This is a genomic window from Streptomyces sp. SID14436 (genome assembly GCF_010548465.1).
Taxonomy (GTDB): Bacteria; Actinomycetota; Actinomycetes; order Streptomycetales; family Streptomycetaceae; genus Streptomyces.
In genome coordinates, this window is the sequence record NZ_JAAGMD010000725.1 from 48,065 (window position 1) to 66,158 (window position 18,094).

General features: G+C 65.9%; 16 protein-coding genes. 2 read left to right on the forward strand and 14 right to left on the reverse strand.

Features of this window, described 5'->3' with window-relative positions:
- Positions 1 to 654: 654 nt before the first annotated feature.
- Positions 655 to 1,155 carry a response regulator transcription factor gene (locus G3I53_RS26060; protein WP_164438833.1) on the forward strand — a complete coding sequence of 167 codons (501 nt, stop codon included), beginning with the start codon at positions 655 to 657 and terminating at the stop codon, positions 1,153 to 1,155.
- Here the strand turns inward: G3I53_RS26060 and G3I53_RS26065 are convergent.
- From G3I53_RS26065 to G3I53_RS26085, 5 genes are read right to left on the reverse strand one after another with little or no spacing between them, the layout of a single operon-like run.
- The gene (locus G3I53_RS26065) at positions 1,148 to 1,915 is read right to left on the reverse strand and encodes a 3-oxoacyl-ACP reductase family protein (protein ID WP_164336739.1); all 768 of its coding nucleotides are present in this window, start codon (positions 1,913 to 1,915) and stop codon (positions 1,148 to 1,150) included. The genes G3I53_RS26060 and G3I53_RS26065 overlap by 8 nt on opposite strands.
- Complete coding sequence (locus G3I53_RS26070; protein ID WP_164336741.1) at positions 1,912 to 2,946, reverse strand: Rieske 2Fe-2S domain-containing protein; 1,035 nt, start codon at positions 2,944 to 2,946, stop codon at positions 1,912 to 1,914. Before G3I53_RS26070 ends, G3I53_RS26065 begins: the two co-directional genes overlap by 4 nt.
- 30 nt (positions 2,947 to 2,976) lie before the next feature.
- Positions 2,977 to 4,242, reverse strand: coding sequence for a cytochrome P450 (locus G3I53_RS26075; protein WP_164336743.1), 1,266 nt, complete (start codon positions 4,240 to 4,242; stop codon positions 2,977 to 2,979).
- 58 nt (positions 4,243 to 4,300) lie between these two features.
- A complete protein-coding gene (locus tag G3I53_RS26080; RefSeq protein ID WP_164336745.1) occupies positions 4,301 to 5,539 on the reverse strand; it encodes a cytochrome P450 in 1,239 nt (412 codons plus the stop codon).
- 4 nt (positions 5,540 to 5,543) lie between these two features.
- Positions 5,544 to 7,319: a non-ribosomal peptide synthetase gene (locus tag G3I53_RS26085; protein WP_164336747.1), complete on the reverse strand. Its 1,776-nt coding sequence runs from the start codon at positions 7,317 to 7,319 to the stop codon at positions 5,544 to 5,546.
- Between the two features lie 184 nt (positions 7,320 to 7,503).
- Between G3I53_RS26085 and G3I53_RS26090 the strand changes: the two genes are divergently transcribed.
- Positions 7,504 to 8,433, forward strand: a complete 930-nt coding sequence (locus G3I53_RS26090) for a D-2-hydroxyacid dehydrogenase (protein ID WP_164336749.1) — start codon at positions 7,504 to 7,506, stop codon at positions 8,431 to 8,433.
- Here G3I53_RS26090 and G3I53_RS26095 read toward each other — a convergent pair whose 3' ends face one another.
- From G3I53_RS26095 to G3I53_RS26135, 9 genes are read right to left on the reverse strand one after another with little or no spacing between them, the layout of a single operon-like run.
- Positions 8,434 to 9,171 (reverse strand): thioesterase domain-containing protein, encoded by a 738-nt coding sequence (locus G3I53_RS26095; protein WP_164336751.1) that lies wholly within the window; start codon positions 9,169 to 9,171, stop codon positions 8,434 to 8,436.
- Positions 9,172 to 9,192: 21 nt separating this feature from the next.
- The gene (locus G3I53_RS26100; RefSeq protein ID WP_164336753.1) at positions 9,193 to 9,909 is read right to left on the reverse strand and encodes an alpha/beta fold hydrolase; all 717 of its coding nucleotides are present in this window, start codon (positions 9,907 to 9,909) and stop codon (positions 9,193 to 9,195) included.
- Positions 9,910 to 9,962: 53 nt separating this feature from the next.
- The gene (vioD, locus tag G3I53_RS26105) at positions 9,963 to 11,078 is read right to left on the reverse strand and encodes a capreomycidine synthase (RefSeq protein WP_164336755.1); all 1,116 of its coding nucleotides are present in this window, start codon (positions 11,076 to 11,078) and stop codon (positions 9,963 to 9,965) included.
- Positions 11,075 to 11,308, reverse strand: a complete 234-nt coding sequence (locus G3I53_RS34485; protein ID WP_164336757.1) for a ferredoxin — start codon at positions 11,306 to 11,308, stop codon at positions 11,075 to 11,077. Before G3I53_RS34485 ends, vioD begins: the two co-directional genes overlap by 4 nt.
- Positions 11,305 to 12,099 carry a thioesterase domain-containing protein gene (locus G3I53_RS26115; protein WP_164336759.1) on the reverse strand — a complete coding sequence of 265 codons (795 nt, stop codon included), beginning with the start codon at positions 12,097 to 12,099 and terminating at the stop codon, positions 11,305 to 11,307. The genes G3I53_RS34485 and G3I53_RS26115 overlap by 4 nt, the downstream gene beginning before the upstream one ends.
- On the reverse strand, positions 12,089 to 13,354 hold the full coding sequence (locus tag G3I53_RS26120; RefSeq protein WP_164336761.1) for a cytochrome P450: 1,266 nt from the start codon (positions 13,352 to 13,354) through the stop codon (positions 12,089 to 12,091). Before G3I53_RS26120 ends, G3I53_RS26115 begins: the two co-directional genes overlap by 11 nt.
- A complete protein-coding gene (locus G3I53_RS26125; protein ID WP_164336762.1) occupies positions 13,351 to 13,701 on the reverse strand; it encodes a phosphopantetheine-binding protein in 351 nt (116 codons plus the stop codon). Before G3I53_RS26125 ends, G3I53_RS26120 begins: the two co-directional genes overlap by 4 nt.
- Entirely contained in the window at positions 13,698 to 14,846 is a 1,149-nt protein-coding gene (locus tag G3I53_RS26130) for an alanine--glyoxylate aminotransferase family protein (RefSeq protein WP_164336764.1), read from the reverse strand. Before G3I53_RS26130 ends, G3I53_RS26125 begins: the two co-directional genes overlap by 4 nt.
- Before the next feature lie 31 nt (positions 14,847 to 14,877).
- Complete coding sequence (locus tag G3I53_RS26135) at positions 14,878 to 18,093, reverse strand: condensation domain-containing protein (RefSeq protein WP_164336766.1); 3,216 nt, start codon at positions 18,091 to 18,093, stop codon at positions 14,878 to 14,880.
- Position 18,094 lies beyond the last annotated feature (1 nt).

Here is an 18,094-nt window from a genome sequence, read left to right on the forward strand (position 1 = left end):
GAGCGGTTCATGATCGATCAAATCGTGACTTGAAATGACGCCTATCCAGCCGTCGTGACCAGAACGGCTGTAGTCACCAACGAGCCTGGCTCCTATGGTGGGTTTGGCACTTTGAGGGGTACAGGAGGGCGCGGTGACCAATTGTGCTCAATGGGTTTGGATGGCGCTGGCTGCAGCCGACACCTCCCACACCGATGGCAACGTCTCCCACTCTCGACAATCCACAAGATGATGCATCAACTAGTGGACGTACAAGGCAATTACGGCCCAGAGAGGTGCTGGTTAACGGCATCTTCGGCGCAGCCGGGAGCTGCTGTGGTGCAGTCGCCCACTCCGACTCGGAACGGATCGCGGAACCCGAAGCGGACCTAGCCCGCCAGCCGAATACACGCATCGTCGATGCTCAGCGGCCTTCGAGCGTCGGCCAATTTCTCCGGAACCCGGACAAGAAGGAGAGTGTCATCCTTGGAGCCGACGCCCGGTTCTCCACGAGGTGTTGGGGAAATGATCCGCGTCCGCCTGCACATCCAGAATGCTTTGGCAAGAAGAGGACTGCGGTCCGTCCTGGCCACATGTGACGACGTATCGGTCAGGGATGGGGAAGGTGCGCGACAGCTCGTTACCAGTCGCGTCGGAGAACAAGCCGAAAGCACCGTGACCGTGATCGACTCGGCATCATTGAAATCGCTTCCGGTCAAAGCGAGCAAGGAGTTTTGCGTTTTGGTGGTCTCCGATTCGCCGGACGACATCGTACTGAACGCCGTCAAGCAGGGAGTTCGCCGGGTCGTGGCAGAGTCAGTGGTGGAGGAAGATCTTGTACGCGCAGTGCGGGCCACCGCTAAGAAAACGGCTTTCCTCTCCGAGAGCATAACCCCGTACCTGCTGGACTGTCTCGCGAGCCGTCTCCCAGAACACACCAGCGGAACCCGCAAAGCGTTGGACCGTCTCAGTCACCGGGAGCATCAGGTACTTCGCCTGCTCGGCAAGGCTTGGACCAACTCCGAGATCGCGTCGACACTGAGGATCTCCGAAGCTACTGTACGATCGCACATCTATCATATTGTGACCAAGCTGGACCTGAAGACCCGTACAGAAGCGGTCCTGTTCGGCCATCACTTCACGCTCGCTACACTGGGGCAGGCGCGCTTCACATGACTACTCCACCGTTCGGACTGAGCACCCACCCGACGTAGTAGGACGCATCGCTCGAGACCAGGAACGCAATGGTGGCGGCGATCTCCTCCGGGCGGCCCCATCGTCGCGCCGGTATCGCCGCCTTGGTCGGTTCGTTGTACGTGGTGGGGTTGGCCTTAAGCATCGGAGTTTCAGTCATTCCCGGTGCGACAGCATTGACGTTGATGCCGTGCTCGATGAGTTCATGAGCAAGGGCCCTGGTCAGGCCGAGCACACCGGATTTCGCGGCGCAGTAGTGGGTAAGCAAGCGCTCCCCGGTCAAAGCCAAATCTGAGGCGATGTTGACGATGCGCCCATGTCCGCGCTCGATCATGTCGGGCGCGAATATCTTGCAGCACAGAAACGTGCCGCGCAGGTTGGTGTCCACAACCCGGTCCCACTCCTCCAGCGACATCGCCACGCAGGGTGAACGCGAGATGACACCAGCGTTGTTGACCACAACCGTGACCGGACCGAATGTCCGATGCACGCGGTCCCGAAGATCCATCAGAGAGGCATGGTCCCGGACGTCGGCCGAAACGGCGACGGCGTCGCCGCCGGCAGCGCGGATGTCGGCCACCACTGCCTCAGCATTGCCGGAGTCCTTCAGGTGGTTGATCACCACACGCGCACCCTCCCGGGCGAGCCTCCTGGCAGTTGCCGCGCCGATCCCCGTGGCGCCACCGGTGATCAACGCTATTTCGTTGCCGAAGCGGCCCCTTTGCGGTGGTGCCGTGGTCACATCAGGCCTTTGTTGTCGTGGTCGTCGGCGAATTGCTCGAGCATGTCGACGTAAGCGCGCCGGTATGCGAGCGAGTATCGGTCCGCTCGGGTGTGGGCCTGGGTGTTGCCGGTGAGTGGGGCTTCCTTGGGGTGCTGGTTCTCGACGATGTGGAAGTCCTCTTCAAATATCAGCCGTTCGTATTCCCACATCTCCGGCAGCGATACGCCGTGGGTGGCGTCCTTCTCCACTCCGACGACCCAGAATTGGCGGACGGTGAGTCCGTCAGTGGCTATCGGTACGGCGAACTGAGCCACCAGGCGGCGAGATCCGTCCGGGAACACCGTTAGCGCTGATGCGGTCATCGGCATGGCCAGCGAGTAGGTAATCGTCTGGTCGTTGGCCAAGTCGCCGTGCCCGTCCAGTGCCGTGCCACCGAGGTCTGTGGTGAGACTCCATGAGAGCTGCCAGTCCCGGCGCTCGACCTCGTAAGGTGGCACCACGCGCTGGACATCGGGCCCCATGGACTTCTGGTGCACGAACGGGAAGTGCGCCGTGTCGCGGAAGTTCTCGGTGAGCTGGCGCATGCCGCAGGACAGGTCTGCCGGATTACCGCAGGCCAGGTCCCAGGTCTCCGGACTGTAGCCGTTGATCTCGGGCGGCGGCAGGTACGGTTCATCAAGCGAGGTCCACACGTGGCCGTACAACTCGAGCGCGGGGTGTGTACGCAGGCTTACGGCAGGCAGCCGGGTTCGAGGCGGCAGAGACGGAATGAGCGTGCAATGCCCGGTCTCTGGTGCGAAGAGCCAGCCGTGGTAAGGGCATTCAAGTGCGCCGTCTTCAACTCGGCCTTCCCACAGCGCAGCCCCTCGATGCGGGCACGCCGCGTCGGCGACCGTGATGACACCGTCGACACCGTAGACGACCAGCTCCGTGTCGAGAATCCGGGCCCGTACGACACCTTCCCGGCGCACGTCTTCAACGCGCGCTACGGGAACCCAGAGGTGACGCAGGAACGCGCGCTCGACGGCGAGCAGGTCGGAGGTCTCCACAGTCTCTCCAGTCTTTCTCTGGGCGGTGGTTTACAGATCATCACGGGTTCGTTCGGCACCAGGCGTTGGGTAGAAGATCACTGGCAGACTGGTGATGCCATTGATGAAGTTCGAGCACAGATGTTTTACCTCGCCTGCCAGCTCGAACCCCTCGAGGCACGCGAGCATCTCCTCGATGAACACGGCGAGTGCAACCTGGGCGGCAGGCCCGCCGATGCAGCGGTGGGCTCCTATACCGAAGCCCAGGTGCGGATTGGGGTCGCGGGCCGGGTCGAAGACGTAGGGGTCGGCGAATACTGAGGGGTCACGATTCGCCGATGCCACCCACGCGCACACCAGTTCGCCCTCGTCCAGGTTGGTCTCTCCGATTCGAACTGGGGCGAGTGTGCGGCGGAGCAGGTGATTGGTGGGAGAGGCCCAGCGCAATGCCTCCTCGACAGCGGTCGGCACCAGCGCCGGGTTCGCCCGTAGCGTCTGCCAAGCCGTCGGGTTCTCGATCAGGGCGAGCAGCAGGTGCGACGCTACGTGGGGCGTTGTGGTGATCGCCCCCATGGCGAAGCTGTAGCAGTTAAGGACGAGTTCGTTGTCGTTGAGGTGCCGGCCGCCGAAGTCGAGGTCGAGCAGGACCGAGATCACGTCGTCACGGCGGCGCTGTCGGCGTTGCTGGATGAGCTCGGTGAAGGTGGAGAACAGTTCGTAGTGCGCGCTGCTGAGGGTCGCGGCCTCGCTGGTGGTGGCATAGCCGGGGTCCCCTGGTGCCACCCCAGCCATGGCCCAGCGCGGAAGGTCGGGCCAGATTTCCTGTGGCACACCAAGGATTTCCCCGATGGCCGCCATGGGCAGTTGCAGCATGAGCTGGGCGACGTCGATCTTTACACCACCGGTGAAAGTGTCGCCGATCAGCCGGCGGACGTGGCCGCGCACAATCTCCTTGCGCTCGCGGACCACGCGGGTGGACATGGTGCGCATAGTGGGGAGTCGCACACGGGCGTGGTCAGGCTGGTCCATCAGATTGATGGTCTTGCCACCGGCGCTGTCGCCTGCGGCGACGGCGAGGATCGTGCCATGCTCGGAACTGTAGTTCCGGTCATCGGTCAGCACCGTGACCACGTCCCGATAGTTGGTCACCGACCAGAAGCGGTCTCCAGCGGGGGTGTGCTGCGGCCATGGGGTGCCGGCCTGTCGCAGCGCAGCCCAGGCGGGGTGTTGTGAGGTAGACCGGTAGCGCTCGGGATCGTAGAGGTCAATCGAGTCCAGCGGCGGGAGTACGCCAGCCTCCGGCGCTGTCATGCGCATCGGGTGGGCCCTTTCGTCTGCGCGGCCACGACCGGCAACCGCGGGCTGGTCAGCGCGGTCATCGGCGTTTGGCGGTGATCGGCAAGGACACTATTCCGTTGATCCAGTTGGACAATAAGTGCACCGGATCGCCAGCGGGTTCGACCCGATCGAGCCGACTGGTCAGCTCCTCGAACAGCATCACCAGCGCCATGCGGGCCAAGGGTGCGCCAATGCAGTAGTGCGGACCACCGCCGAACCCAATGTGATGGTTGGGCGCACGGTCCACGTCGAAGACGTACGGCTGGGTGAACACCGTCTCGTCTCGGTTGGCCGAGGCCACCCACGCGACCACCCAGCTGCCCGCAGCGACAGGAGTGTCACCAATTCGGGTGTCGCTCACTACCTTCCGGGCCAGGTGGTGGGTGGGTGAGCTCCACCGGACCCCTTCCTCAACTACCGCCGGTACCAGTGAGGGATCGACCGCGGCCCGATCCCATATTCGTGGACGGTCCATGAGCGCCATCAGGGTGTGGGCGGCAACGTGCGGGGTCGTCGAATGGGCGCCGAGCACGAAGCTGTAGCAGTTCAACGCGATCGTGGTGTCATCGGCTGGCCGGTCGCCGTCACGCCAGTCGATGAGCAGCGACACCAGGTCCGTGCCGGGGCGCCGGCGGCGTGCACGGATGACGTCGGTGAAACGGTCGAACAGCTCGTGGTGGGCCATCGCCAGCGTCTCGGCCACGGTCGCCCCCGTGGCGTAGGCCGGGTCCTCGGGCGCAAGGCTGGTGTTGATCCACAGCGAGATGTCAGCCCACATCTCGGATGGGAGTCCAAGCAACTCGCCCGAGGCAATCATGGGAAGCAGGGCGACTGCACGCGCGAAGTCAGCCTCACTGCTGTCGGGCAGCGAGTCGACCAAGTCACGGATGCGACCACGGATCGTCCCGGACTTGGCGCGGACGACGGTGTGGCTAAACGTCTTCATTGAGCGGGTGCGCAAGCCGGTGTGGCGCGGAGGGTCCATCAGGGAGATGGTCCGTCCGCCGGCGGGGTCGGGATGGTCGACGGAGGCGATGATTGAACCCGCCTCGGAGGAGAACGTTTGGTGGTCCTTAAGTACGCGCTCGCAGTCCGCGTACCGGGTGACGCACCAGAAGCCCGTACCGCCCTGGCGTGGCTGGTGCCACCACACGGGTGCGTGAGTCCGCAGGTGCCGCCACACTCGGTGCTGGTCGCCGGAGCGGAACGCCTCAGGACCAACCAGGTCCACACTGGAAAGATCGACAGGCTCGTCGCTGGGTCCGCTGATCAGCACGGCGTCAGCTCCTCACGACGATTCCGCGCCCGGCCACCGCGGCCAGTGCTGAAACAGTGCGGGCCTGGAAGAACTGGGCGGCAGTGAGGGCGATGCCCGAGCGGCTGAGTCGCTCGAGGAGTTGCACGCTGCGCAGTGAGTCGCCGCCGAGTTCGAAGAACCCGTCTTCGATACCGACCTCGTCGAGATCGAGTGCCTCCGCCCAGGCGGAGGCGATGACACGCTCCAGTTCAGTGCGCGGTGCAACGAAAGAGGGCAGCCCTTGCATGGCTGCTCGGCTCGTCCACGGGTCGGGCAGGCGTGCCGTGTCGGTCTTCCCGTTGGGGTCGAGTGGGAACGCGTCCATGACGACGAACGTGGCGGGAATCGCGTAAGCGGGCATCCGGTCGGCCAGCCAAGTCCGCAGCGCAGGTACTTGAAGTCCGCGTTCGGAGGCCGAGAGCAGGTATGCCGCCAGACGTTTGTCGTTGTCGACCGTCGGCCTCGCAGTGACTACGGCGTTGTCCACATCGGAGTGTGCGCGCAGCACGGCCTCGATCTCTTCCGGCTCGACTCGAAAGCCGCGCACCTTCACCTGCCGGTCCACCCGCCCGTGGAATTCGACGTTGCCGTCCGAGTTGACGCTGCCCCGGTCGCCGGTGCGATACATGCGGGCCCCGGGTTCCGCGGAGAACGGATCGGGCAGGTACCGCTGCGCGGACAGCGCGGGTCGCTGGTGGTAGCTGCGTGCCACCCCAGCACCGCCGAGGTAGATCTCCCCAACCGATCCGTCGGGTACCGGGCGCAGGTCGGTATCCAATATGTAGACCCGTCCGCCTCGCAGCGCCTGCCCCAGTGGAGCCCGGGTCAGCGGCGTGGCTAGCACCGGGTACAGGGTGGCGAACACGGTGCTCTCGGTGGGCCCGTAGGCCGCGTACAGTCTGCGCGGTCCGGACTCGGCCGCGGTACGCAGGTGCGCAGGTGCGAGGACGTCTCCGCCGGTGATGAGGCAGTCGACGGATTTGAGTACGTCGACGTTGTGGGCGACTATGAGGTGGAACAGGCCGGTAGTCAGGAAGAGCCAGTCAGGCTGCCATTGCCGGAGCTGGGCGCCGATCTCATCGACGGACAGCCGTTGGCCGCTCAACAGTGCGACCTGGCCGCCCGCGCACAGTGCGGCCCAGATTTCGAAGACCGAGGCGTCGAAGGCGGTTGGGGCGAACTGGGCAACGACATCGCCTGGCGCGACTGCCAACTGTGGATCATCAAGCAGATCGAGAACACTACGGTGCTCGATCACCACGCCCTTGGGCGTGCCGGTGGTCCCGGAGGTGTAGATGACGTAGGCGGCGTTGCTGCCGCCCGACGCGTCTTCCAGTGCGGGTGAGGGCTCCTCGGTCCGGTCAGCCGGGTCGAGAACCAGGGCCTCACGGCCCTCGAAAGCAGCCTTGTCGTCGGCCGTGGTGATCACCAGTGCGGACTGGGAGTCTTCAAGAATGAACTGTTGGCGTTCAAGCGGGTAGTCCGGGTCCACGGGGACGTACGCCGCGCCGGCCTTGAGCACCCCGAGCAGCGCGACGATGAGATCCGGCGTCCTGGGTAGTGCGACTGCCACGCGGGTCTCTATGCCGACGCCACGGGCTCGGAGCCGGTGCGCAAGGTGGGTGGCCCGGGCGTCGAGTTCGGCATAGGAGACGGCCTCGTCTGCATCGGCCACGGCCGGTGCGTCAGGCGTAAGCGCGGCGCGGGCGGCGACCCGCGCATGGATGGTATCGGTGTCCGAGGCTGTCCGCGACGCCACTGGCTCCCACCCCTTCCGGTCGTCGGACTAGAGCGCGACCCCACGGTAGGTGCCGCCCGCAGGCCGCTTCATCAACGTGGGAGCCAGGTGGGCATAGACGAATTGTTGATGACAGCGGCCACAAGGCGGTGGAAATGATGACTGAGCAGACGGCCACCTGGGTCTGCCGACGGGGAGGGTAGTCGTGAGCGAGCGATTGCGTGTACTGGGCAGACTGCCCGATCACGCCGCGGAGCGGATCACCAAGGCGTGGCCCGAGGCGTTTGTGTCCCGCAGCGGGCCGCTGCGGGACGGGGACGCCGTACTGGCGTGGGACTACGCCCCGGAGCCTTTGCTGGATCTGCTGGCCGGCGTTGCGCGAGTGCGTTGGGTGCACACACGGGCGACTGGTGTCGATCCACGCGTGCTTGCTGAGGTCCAACGGTGTGGTGCCGTGTTCACGTGTGGCCGGGGTGGTCACGGGCAGGCAGTGGCCGAGCATGTCGTCGCGCTGGTGCTCGCCCATCTCCGGCGCATACCGGAGCTGATCGGCCGGCAGACCCGGCGTGAGTGGGACGATTCGTTCGGGGTGGACACGCTGCACGGCCGTCTTGTGGGTGTCCTGGGCGCCGGTGACCTCGGTGGCACGACGGCCGTACTGATGGAGGCGTTTGGCGCGCAGTTGCGCATACTGCGGCGCAGCGGAGTCCGCGCGGATCGGATGTACGGCCCTGAGGAGCTCGACCAGTTCCTCTCCGGGCTGGAAGTGCTCGTGGTCGCACTGCCGTTGACGCGTGAGACGGCGGGCATGCTCTCGGCGGACCGGCTGGCTCGTGTGGCCAGCGGGTGTCTGCTGGTCAACGTCGGGCGTGGGGCCGTGGTCGACCAGGACGCGATGATTTCGGCGCTGCGTTCCGGGCAACTCGGCGGAGCGGCGCTGGACGTGTTCGTTGAGGAACCCTTACCGACGTCGTCGCCGCTCTGGTCGCTGCCCGGCGTGATCGTCTCGCCGCATTGTGCCGATGCCACTCCTACCGCTGATGCAAGAATGCTGGATGTGTACCTGGCACAGCTCGCCAGGTTCCGGACGGGTTTGCCGCTGTCGAATGTCGTCAGTCCTGAACTCGGCTACTGATCATCGAGCGGCTGGTGCCTCAAGTCCCGCCAAGATGGTGTCGCGCAGCGGGTCGGGGCAGTCCAGGAACGCGAAGTGCTCACCGGGGATCCGGACGTGCTCGGCATCGGCGCACTCCTGCCAGTGCGGGTGCACGAGGTCCGGTTGGACGACGTCATCCTCGCTCCAGGAGATGACCGTTACCGGGCACGGCACCCGGGTCGCCGCGTCGTACAGCCACGGCCGATGCGCTTCCAGGTCGGCGCGTAGTACGTCAGCCGCGATCTCCACAAAGTCGTCGCGTACTGAGATACCCGCTTTTTCATACATGTCCGCGACCTCGCTGGCCAGGTCCGTCGTGGCCAGGTCCACGAAGTTCAGCGGCCCGTAGAGGCTGCGGTGCGGTGCGCCCCACGAGGAAGCGAACAGCTGCTGTGGCAACATCACTCCGCGCTCGGCCAGAGCCACCAGTGTCGAGAGCGCGAATGGCACCCCTCCGCAGTGACCGAAGAATGCGTATGGGCGATCGACGTGGTCCTTGAGGAACTCGGCCAGGTCCGCCGCGAACGCCTGGTGGCTACGGTGCGCGGGTTCGTAGAGCCGGTTCTCCCGGCCCGGCGGCTGCACCGGGCACACGGCGGCGTCACCGATGGTGGCGGGCCACGCCCGGTAGGTTCCGGCGCCGCCTCCGGCGTACGGGAAAGCGAACAGCAGGGTCCGGGCGTCCTCGGGCGGACGTCGTAGAAGCCAACTTCCCATGGTCAGGGTCCTCCTTCCGTCTCAGCCGACCAGGTCCGATACGACATGCTCCACGATCGCGTCCCGCTCAGAGTTGACGAAGAAATGGTCTCCGCGCAGCATCCGCTTGGTGAACGTGTCAGTGGTGAATTCGCTCCACGCCTCGATGTCGGCCTCGGTCAGAGTGGTGTCGTCGACGCCGCCGAAGGCGCTGATCGGGCATTCCAGTCGGGACTGGGACGTGAGGCGGTAGGTCTCGGCAACCTTGAAGTCCGCCAGCATCGCTGGCATCACCAGATCGATGAGTCCGTCTTCGGCCAGCACCTCGGGTGGGATGCCGCCTAGGCTGACCACGCGGGCCAGGAACTCCCGGGTCTCAAGCGCATGCAACGGATCCGGGTCTGGTGAGGACGGCGCGCGTCGCCCCGAGGCGAACAGCCTGCATGGTGGCGGCAGCGCGCGTGCCCTCATCTGCTGAGCCAGTTCGAAGCAGACCACCGCGCCCATGCTGTGGCCGAACAGCGCGTAGGGCTCACCCGTGCGCACCAACGGGGTGATCGCGTCGGCGAGTGCGGAAGCCAGTGGGCCGGCATGTTCGTAGGGAGGCTCGTCGATGCGGGACTCCCGGCCTGGTGGTCGCACCGCGTGCACCGCGACGCGTCCCTCGGCATGCCGTGCCCATTCACGGTACACCGAGGCACCGCCGCCTGCGTAGGGCACGCAGAACAGCCGTGGTAGCCGCGCGGCTTGAGCGGTCACGGGCACGAGCCATGGGGTTCGCAGTACGTCTGGTGCGTGAGGCCTTGAGGTGGTCACGGGTTTTCCGTCCTGAGTGCTCGGTCGAGTCGGGACAGCCCTTCGGTGAAGTCGTCGCCGGGGCCGCCGAAGCCGAGCCGGACGTGGTCAGGGTGTCCGAAGCACTCACCGGGCACGAGCAGGACGTCTTCCTGGTCCAACAGACGCTGGCAGAAGGCGGTGACGTCCGGTACAGGCAAGGTCGGGAAGGTGGTGACACCGCCTGCTGCAGGCAGTCCATCGATCTGCCCGTCCCAGGTCCTGATCCAGTCGGCAAGAGTGGCTCGGTTGTGCCTGGCCTGAGTCAGTCGTTCTGTGAGCAGCCGGTCGGCGTCGGTGATGACGGCGGTGGCAAGCCGTTCAACCATCGGCGACAGCGCGAGCGTCATACGGTCGCGCATCGGCAGCAGGGATTCCAGGATGGTGGGTGCCGCCTGGCACCAGCCGAACCTCAGGCCCGGCAGGCCGTACGCCTTCGAGAGCGTGCCGAAAGACACGCACTTGTCATAGAGGGCAGCTGGGTCCGGCAATCGGCCGGCGGGGTCGTAGACGAGATCGGCGAACGCCCCGTCCCACAGCAGGAAGGCGTCGTGTTCGGCGCAGAGTTCGACGAGCTCGGTCTGCTGCGCTCGGCTCAGCGTGACGCCGGTCGGGTTGTGCGGGAAGTTCACGATGACCATGCGGGTGGTGCTGCTGAGCAGGCCGCGCAGGGTGTCCAGGTCGGGCCGGAAGTGCTCGTCCGGCTCCAGGCGCCAGCGCACGAGCTTGCAGCCGACCGCGTCGGCCACGGAGTCCAGTGCGTGGTAGGCAGGGTCGGTGACGACCACCTCGTCGCCCGCGTTGAGCAGGCCTGCGGTGACGAGAAAAATGGCTTCGGAGGATCCGTGGGTCACCATCACGCGATCCGGGTCACCGTCGCCCCATCGCCTGGCCACCGCGGCACGGGTGGGCGCCGCCCCGAAGGAAGGGTTGTCGTCGAAGACGAGGTCGTCGAAGAACTTCGGGGACAGTCCGAGCAGTTCGTCCAGCTCGTGGTAGGTCCAACTGTTGACGCCACTGCATCCAAGGTCGTAGCGCGCGGTGAAGTAGGAGTGGCGTAGCCAGTCCTCCAATCGCGCGGGGGCGAACCTCATCGGTCGCTTCCGTCCGTGGCCACTGCGCTCTCGGCGGCTGAGAGTACGGTGATGGCTGCCGTGGGGCACATGTCGATGGCAGTGTGCACGTCCGTTTCCTCCGATACGGTTTCTGACACCGGCTGCGAGCGGTCCTCGTCGTCGAACTGGAACAGGTTGGGGGCGATGGCCATGCAGGTGCCGGAGCCGACGCATCGCTCCGTGTCAACAATGATGGTCACTGTGCTCACGGTGTTCTCCTGTCCGTTGTGGATGTGCCGGCGAGATGGTCGTCTCGGGACAAGTCCGGCTCGGTGACCGTCCAGTCCAACAGACGCACGAGTTCGGCAGGCGCGTGCAGGAATTGGTAGTGCCCACCTGGAAGCGTGTGGAACGTGGTCTGTCCACAGCGGTCCCAGCCGGTCATCATTGCCGGGGTGATGGAGGGGTCCTCCGACCAGCCGATGGCTGCGATGCGGCACGGCAGTCGCGGTGGCTGGTCCAGGTGGTAGACGGCATTGGCGGCCATGTCGGTGCGCATGAGTTCCAGCGTCAGGTCGATCATGTCCGGCGGTGGTTCGCTGCCCATGCTGCGGCCCAGTGCGCGCAATTCTTCGGCCAGTTGCGCATCGCTCATGCCGAAAAATGTTCCGAATGGGCCGTCGTGCGGTGCTACTTGGGATGAAATGAAGACGATCTCGGGCACTGGGCCACCTCGAGCGGCGAGCTGCGCTGCCGTCTCGTATGCCGCGAGAGCGGATCCGCAGTGTCCGAAGAAGCCGAACGGGCGGTCCAAGTACTCGGCGATGCCTTCGATCAGGTCGGCCGCAAGCGCCGGGTAGGTGTCGTGTGGCTTCTCACGCATCCGGTTCTCCCTGCCCGGGAGCTGGACGGCGCAGACTTCGGTGTCGCCGATGTGGCGTGGCCAGTTGCGGTACATGCTGGCGCCGCCGCCTGAGTAGGGCAGGCAGAAGATCCTGCGTGCGGATTCGGGGTCCGGGGGGCGCAGCAGCCAGCGTGAGCGGCGCGGTCTATCCGACACGGTCGCCCTCCAGCCTGGCCGAGCGTGCCCGGACGCCGACGACCGGCGCACTGGTCATGCCCGCAACGAGGTTGGACCGCACGTGCACCGGATCACCCGCGGCCTCGAATGACTCGAAGTGTGTGAACAGCTCCTCGAACACGACGCGCAAAGTCGAGCGTGTCACACCGAAACCGACGCAGAAGTGCGGACCGCTGCCGAAGGTCAGATGACGGTTGGGAGTGCGGTCGATGCGGAAGTCGTACGGTTGCTCGAAGGCCTCCTTGTCACGGTTGGCCGATCCCAGCCAGGACACCACTGGGTCGCCTGCGCGGATCAGTGCGCCGCCCAGATCCACGTCGCGGGTGGCGTGTCGCATGACGTGGCTGGCCGGCGTCGCCCAGCGCAGGGCCTCTTCGATGCCGCTGTCCAGCAGGTCGGGGCGTGTGCGCCACCGCTCGTACTGGTCCGACCGGATCAGCTCCAGGACGGCGGCCGGCGGCACATGGGCCAGTGACACCGTGGCGCCGATGAGGAGTAGGTAGCAGTTCGCCATAACCGTGGGCACATCGAGCGGTTCGCCATCGGTCTCAATGGCCATGAGCAGACTGAGCAGGTCCTCGCCATTGCTGTTGCGGCGAGTGCGGGTCAGGTCGTGGAAGTAGGCGTAGATCTCACGGTGCGCGCGGTTCATCGTGGCGGTGGCGCCCTGCGGTAGCCGGTAGGCGTCCTCGTCGGGTGCTACCGCCATGCGGGCCAGGCGGGCCAGGTCCGGCCAGTCCTCCTTGGGCAGTCCCATCTGGGTCCCGAACACCGCGATCGGCAGCTCGGCTGTGGCCTTGGCCAAGTCGAACGGCTCTCCGTCGATCCCGGGGGCAATCAGCTCGCGGACCCGAAACCGGATGTCGGGGATGTACTGCTCCACGGGCCTGGATCCGAGTGCCTGCTGCAGCGGGACACGCAGAGCGGCGTGCCATGGCGGGTCAATCAGGGAGAGTTGGCGGCCCCCGGCTGGATCGTCCTCGCCAAGCGAATGCAGCAGCGTTCCGCGTTCAGAGGTGAACGTGGCGTGTTCACGCAGTACGAATGCCACATCGGCATGGCGGGTCACCGACCAGAATCCGCTGCTCCGCCAGGATTGCCACATCACCGGCGCTTGTTCACGCATCACATGCCAGACGGCGTGCGGATCACCGTCGCTGTACAGCGTGGCGTCCGCCAAGTCGACCGCGTGCAGGTCGATGGGTTCCCGGCCGGTCGGGCGGGTCAGCCTCATGGAGCGGACTCCTGACGTGAGTGGGCTTGGGCACCCTCGATCGCCTGGGCGAGCTCAGCCACGGTGGGCGCTAGGAACAGCGTGCGTGCGGGGATCGCGGTGCCATAGAGGTGTTCCACGTCCACCAGAATCTGCGTGGCGAGTATGGAGTGTCCGCCCAGCTCGAAGAAGTCGTCGTGCACGCCCACGAGTGAGACGTTGAGCCGGTCGCTCCACATGTCGGCCAGTGCGGCTTCCAGTTCGGTGCGCGGAGGGGTGTAGTCGGCGGCGGGTTCCTTCTCTGCACGCGAAACTGGTTCTTTGGGGCCCAGCTGAGCGTCCTTGGGTCCCGTCGCGTCGGTGGTCATCGCGCGCCCTCCAGAGCCGCCAGTGCGCGCTGTGCGGCTGAGACCCCGGTGCCCGGCTGGACCTGGTGGCCGGCGGCGGTGATGGCGAGTTCGACCGCGCTGATGGCTGTGATCACGTCATAGGCATCCACCTCACCGCAGTGGCCAAGCCTGATAACCCGTCCGGCCAGCCTGCCGACCCCGCCTGTGATCTGCACGCCATGTTCGTCGAGCAGGGTCCGGACGAGTTTGTCCGCATCGACGCCGGGTGGCGTCCGGGCAGCCGTCACCACTGACCCCGTGCCCGCGGGGATCAGCATGTCGAATCCCAGCGCTGCCAGGCCTGCCCGCGCAACCGTGCAGGCTGTGGCATGGCGTTGGCAGACCTCGTCCAGCCCTTCGGTGAGAATGCGGTCCAACGCCACGTCGAGCTGGCCGATCAGCGTGGTCGCCGGAGTAAATGGGGTAGCCCCGCGCTCGGCAAGTGCGGTCTTGATCTGGGTCCAGTCGAAATAGAACCGCGGCATTGTGGCAGCCTGGTGGGCTTGCCAGGCCCGCTCGCTGATAGCGACGAAGGACAGGCCGGCGGGCGTCATCAGCGCTTTCTGGCACCCGCTAACTACGACATCCAGACCGCGATCGGCGCAGCGCAGCGGGAGGGCACCAAGGCTCGAGGCGGCATCGACGACGCTGACCACGTCGCGAGTCGCTTCTGCGAAGGCGTCCATGTCACTGACTGCTCCGGTCGAGGTTTCGCAGTGGACGCACACAGCCCCGGTGATGGAGGGGTCGGCGGCCAGTGTGTCCGCCACACGTGCGGCGTCGACTGACTCGCCCCATTCGAAAGCGAGCTCGACGACGTCGAGCCCGAATGCGCGGCACATCGCCGCCCATCGCTCGGCGAAGAAGCCGTTGTTCGCCACCAGGACCCGTTCACCGGGCGAGAAGAGATTCTGGATCGTCGACTCGCACGCTCCGGTAGTGCTGGACATCAGCATCAGCACATCTGAGTCGGTCTCGAATATGGCACGCAGATTGCCAGTTACGCGATCGAACTGGCTCGCGAAGCGTGGAATGCGCTCGTCGATCGCCGGGAGCGCACCCGCTGCGGTCACCTCCGGTGGTGCTGCCGTTGGGCCGGGAACCATGAGCCGGTACTTCTTCATCGCCGGTCGTCTCCTCCACGCCTCGCCGCGGTCAGCTGTTGTCTTCTGCGGAATCGAGCTTGCGCTGTAGCTCCTCGCTGCTCAGCCCGAGTACCGCCACGGCGTCAGCGGCGGCCTGGTGGGCGTTGTCCGCACCGATGGCGGATTCGATCTCCACTGCGAGCTCGGCAGCGGTGGGAGCCTCAAAAACTGTGCGCAGCGACAGGTCGGCGTCGAAGACCTCACTGATCTGAGCAAGGAGCTTGACGATGAGGATCGAGTGGCCGCCGAGGTCGAAGATGTTGTCACCAACGCCGATTCCCTGGGTGTCGAGCAAGTCACGCAGCAGCGCCACGACCACCTGTTCGAGGTCGGTGCGCGGTTCGATGTGCCCGGCCGGCTCCAGGGATCCGGCCAGTTCCACCTCTGCGGCGCGCAACGTTGCTTGGTCGACTCGCCCATCCGCGAGCAGCGGCAGGACCCGGTGCTCCAGTACAGCGGTGGGCAGCATGTACCGGGCTAGGCGTTCCCCGAGGTGGGCCTGCACCTCGCGCAGCGGCAACGGTTCAGTCCGCCCTGGTGCGAGGACGATATGTGCCACCACTCCGTGTCCACCGGTGAGTACCACGGCATCGTCGATAGCCGGGTGGGTGGCGAGCAGTTGCTCGACGAGAGCAGGGTCGATCCGGGGGTTGGTCAGGTGTGGCTCTCGCACCAGGAATTCCAAAGCACCGTCCGGACGGACCCTGCCGATGTCGCCGGTGCGTACCATTCGGGCGCCGGGCCGGTCTGTGAACGGGTCGGGCAGCCACGTCGCTGCCGTGGCCGCTGCAGCGTTGAGGTAGCCGCGTGCCAGCGTGGCGCCGCTGACGTGAATGTGGCCGTAGCTGCCAGGCGGGACGGGACACAAGCGATCATCGAGTATGTACACCGTGCAGTGGTCCGCTGGGTGGTATCCGGTGCCAGTGCCGGTAAAGGCGACGTAGCTCGCTGTTTCGGCCGTTCCGTATCCGCGTGGCGTGCTTGCCGAACTGGTCCGGTCGCGTTCCATACCCGTCAGGGCGCGCAGGCCTGGCCGTATCCCGTCCAGTAGGCGCAGCCGTCGAGGGGTGAGATCCGCGACAGTGATTCGTGCGGTGGCAGCACACTCCTGGAGGTCGTTGTCGCCTGGCAGACACGCCGTGGCACCTGAGGTGACCGCGGCGAGGAGCTGGACGATGCCACGTACGGACTCGAGGGGCTCGGAGACGAGTACGCGATCGGCTGGTGACAGGGCGAGGCGGCGCCGTAGTCGGGTTACTGCTTCGGCCAGCGCCGTTCGAGAAAGAGCAACGTCCCGGGCGGTTCCTCCGGTTCCGGCAGTGCGTACCACTGCGGCCAGGAACTCGCCGCGAACAGGATGCGGGGTCGGAGCGTTGCCGGGGGGCTCTGTTTCATCGGTTGAGTGCACCAGCACGGTGAGCGGTGTGCGGACGTGCTGTCGCGCTGTATTGGCCGTGTCGGCGTCGGCCACCAGCAGCCGTGACCGCATTGCGGTGATACGCTCGGCCGCCTTGTCTGGTGACGCGACTGCGAGGCCGGCGCCGCAGCGCAGCACCGCCAATGCGGCCGCGACGGTCTCCAGGCTCGCTGTGTCGGCCACCGTGACAGTCGTCTCCGGACTTGCGCCGTTGCGGGACAGTCTGGCAGCCAGTCCCGCGCTCGCCGTTGCGAGGTCCGCGAAGGTGACGTCCCGGTTGCTGGGCAGGGCGAGGGCAACAGCGTCTGGGGACTGTGTGGCCCGAGCCAAGAACTCGGTGACGGGGTCGGTGCCCCGCTCAGGTTCCTGCGTCGGTGGTGCCGCACGGTGAGGCGCGAGGCCTAACGGTGGCAGGTCTGTCAGTGGGGTGTCCGGGGCGTGACAGACCTGGTCGAGCAGTGTCGTGAACGCACGTGCCATGCCGGCGATGGTGCCGCGGTCGAACAAATCGGCACTGTAGTCCGCAGTGACGGCGATGTGGTTGTCGTGGAGGACAGCTCCGAAGGACAGGTCGAACTTGGCCGCGCCCAGGTGCAGCCCAGTCACGTTCTTGATCACTGCTTCGCCGAGCCGTGTGCTGTCGCCGGCCGGACGGTTTAGCCCGCAGGTGACCTGTACCAGTGGGTTGTGGCTAAGCGCCCGGTCCGGGGCCAAGGCCTCGACCAGCCGGTCGAATGGCAGCTCGGCGTGCTCGTAGACATCCAGGCAGGTCTCCCGGACCCGGTGGAGCAGATCGGCAAAGCTGGCCAGCGGTGTGACGTTACTGCGGACCACGACCATGTTGAGGCATAGTCCGATCAGGTTCTCCAGTCCTGGAGCACGGTTGGCCATGGGGGTGGCCACGCAGATGTCCGACTGACCGCTGAAGCGTGACAGCAGCAGCTGATAGGCCGCCATGAATACCATGAAGGGGGTGCAGCGGTGCGCTGCGGCCAAGTCCCGCATCGCCTGTGTCGTGTCCGCTCCGACAATGAACCGGTGGGCGGCGCCACGGAAGGTCTGCACCGCTGGGCGTGGATGGTCTGTGGGCAGATCCAGCAGGTGCGGTGCGCCGTCGAGCTGGGTGGTCCAGAATTTGACCTGCTCATCGAGTCGGTCACCGCGCAGACTTTGAGCCTGCCAAGCAGTGAACTCTGCGTACTGGGTGGCGGGTGCCACGCCGTCCGGGTCCTCGCCGGCGGCGAGTAGATTGTAGAACGTTGCCAAATCGCGGAAGAACACGTCGGTAGACACAATGTCGAACACGATGTGGTGCACGCACAGCAGGAGGACGTGCCGCTGCGGAGCCGTCTGTATCAGCCGCACCTTCAGCAGCGGTCCGTTGCGGATGTCCAGGCCGGTTCGGGATTCGGTGTCGACCAGCCGGTCCACTTCTGCATCTGCTGCAGCCTGCCCAAGCCCGGTCAGGTCGTCGAATGGGAGTGGGACATTGACCGATCGCAAGATGATCTGCGAGGGCTTGCCGTCAACCATTTCGAACCTGCTGCGCAGCGCTTCGTGGTGGTACACGACAAGCCCTACTGCTTCGGCGAGCACCTTGCGGTCCAACGGGCCGACCACATCTGCCCGCCAGGCGATCGTGTAGAGCGGACTGGCGCCGGTCAGTCGGTCGAAGAACCACATTCCGTGCTGGCTCAGGGAGATGTCGCGGACCGAGGGCTGTCGTCTCGCTGCCAGCATCCGCCTGAGCACCGCCTGCTTCTCGGCGGACAGAGCCGTGACACGCTGGTCGAGGTCGCGCCGGTCCACG

What these genes read in the sequence shown, in the direction of transcription:
- G3I53_RS26075 (WP_164336743.1), bottom strand. Translation starts at nt 4,242, where the DNA reads ATGCGCATGACAGCGCCGGAGGCTGGCGTACTCCCGCCGCTGGACTCG.
- G3I53_RS26095 (WP_164336751.1), bottom strand. Translation starts at nt 9,171, where the DNA reads ATGGGAAGTTGGCTTCTACGACGTCCGCCCGAGGACGCCCGGACCCTG.
- vioD (WP_164336755.1), bottom strand. Translation starts at nt 11,078, where the DNA reads ATGAGGTTCGCCCCCGCGCGATTGGAGGACTGGCTACGCCACTCCTAC.
- G3I53_RS26120 (WP_164336761.1), bottom strand. Translation starts at nt 13,354, where the DNA reads ATGAGGCTGACCCGCCCGACCGGCCGGGAACCCATCGACCTGCACGCG.
- G3I53_RS26125 (WP_164336762.1), bottom strand. Translation starts at nt 13,701, where the DNA reads ATGACCACCGACGCGACGGGACCCAAGGACGCTCAGCTGGGCCCCAAA.
- G3I53_RS26130 (WP_164336764.1), bottom strand. Translation starts at nt 14,846, where the DNA reads ATGAAGAAGTACCGGCTCATGGTTCCCGGCCCAACGGCAGCACCACCG.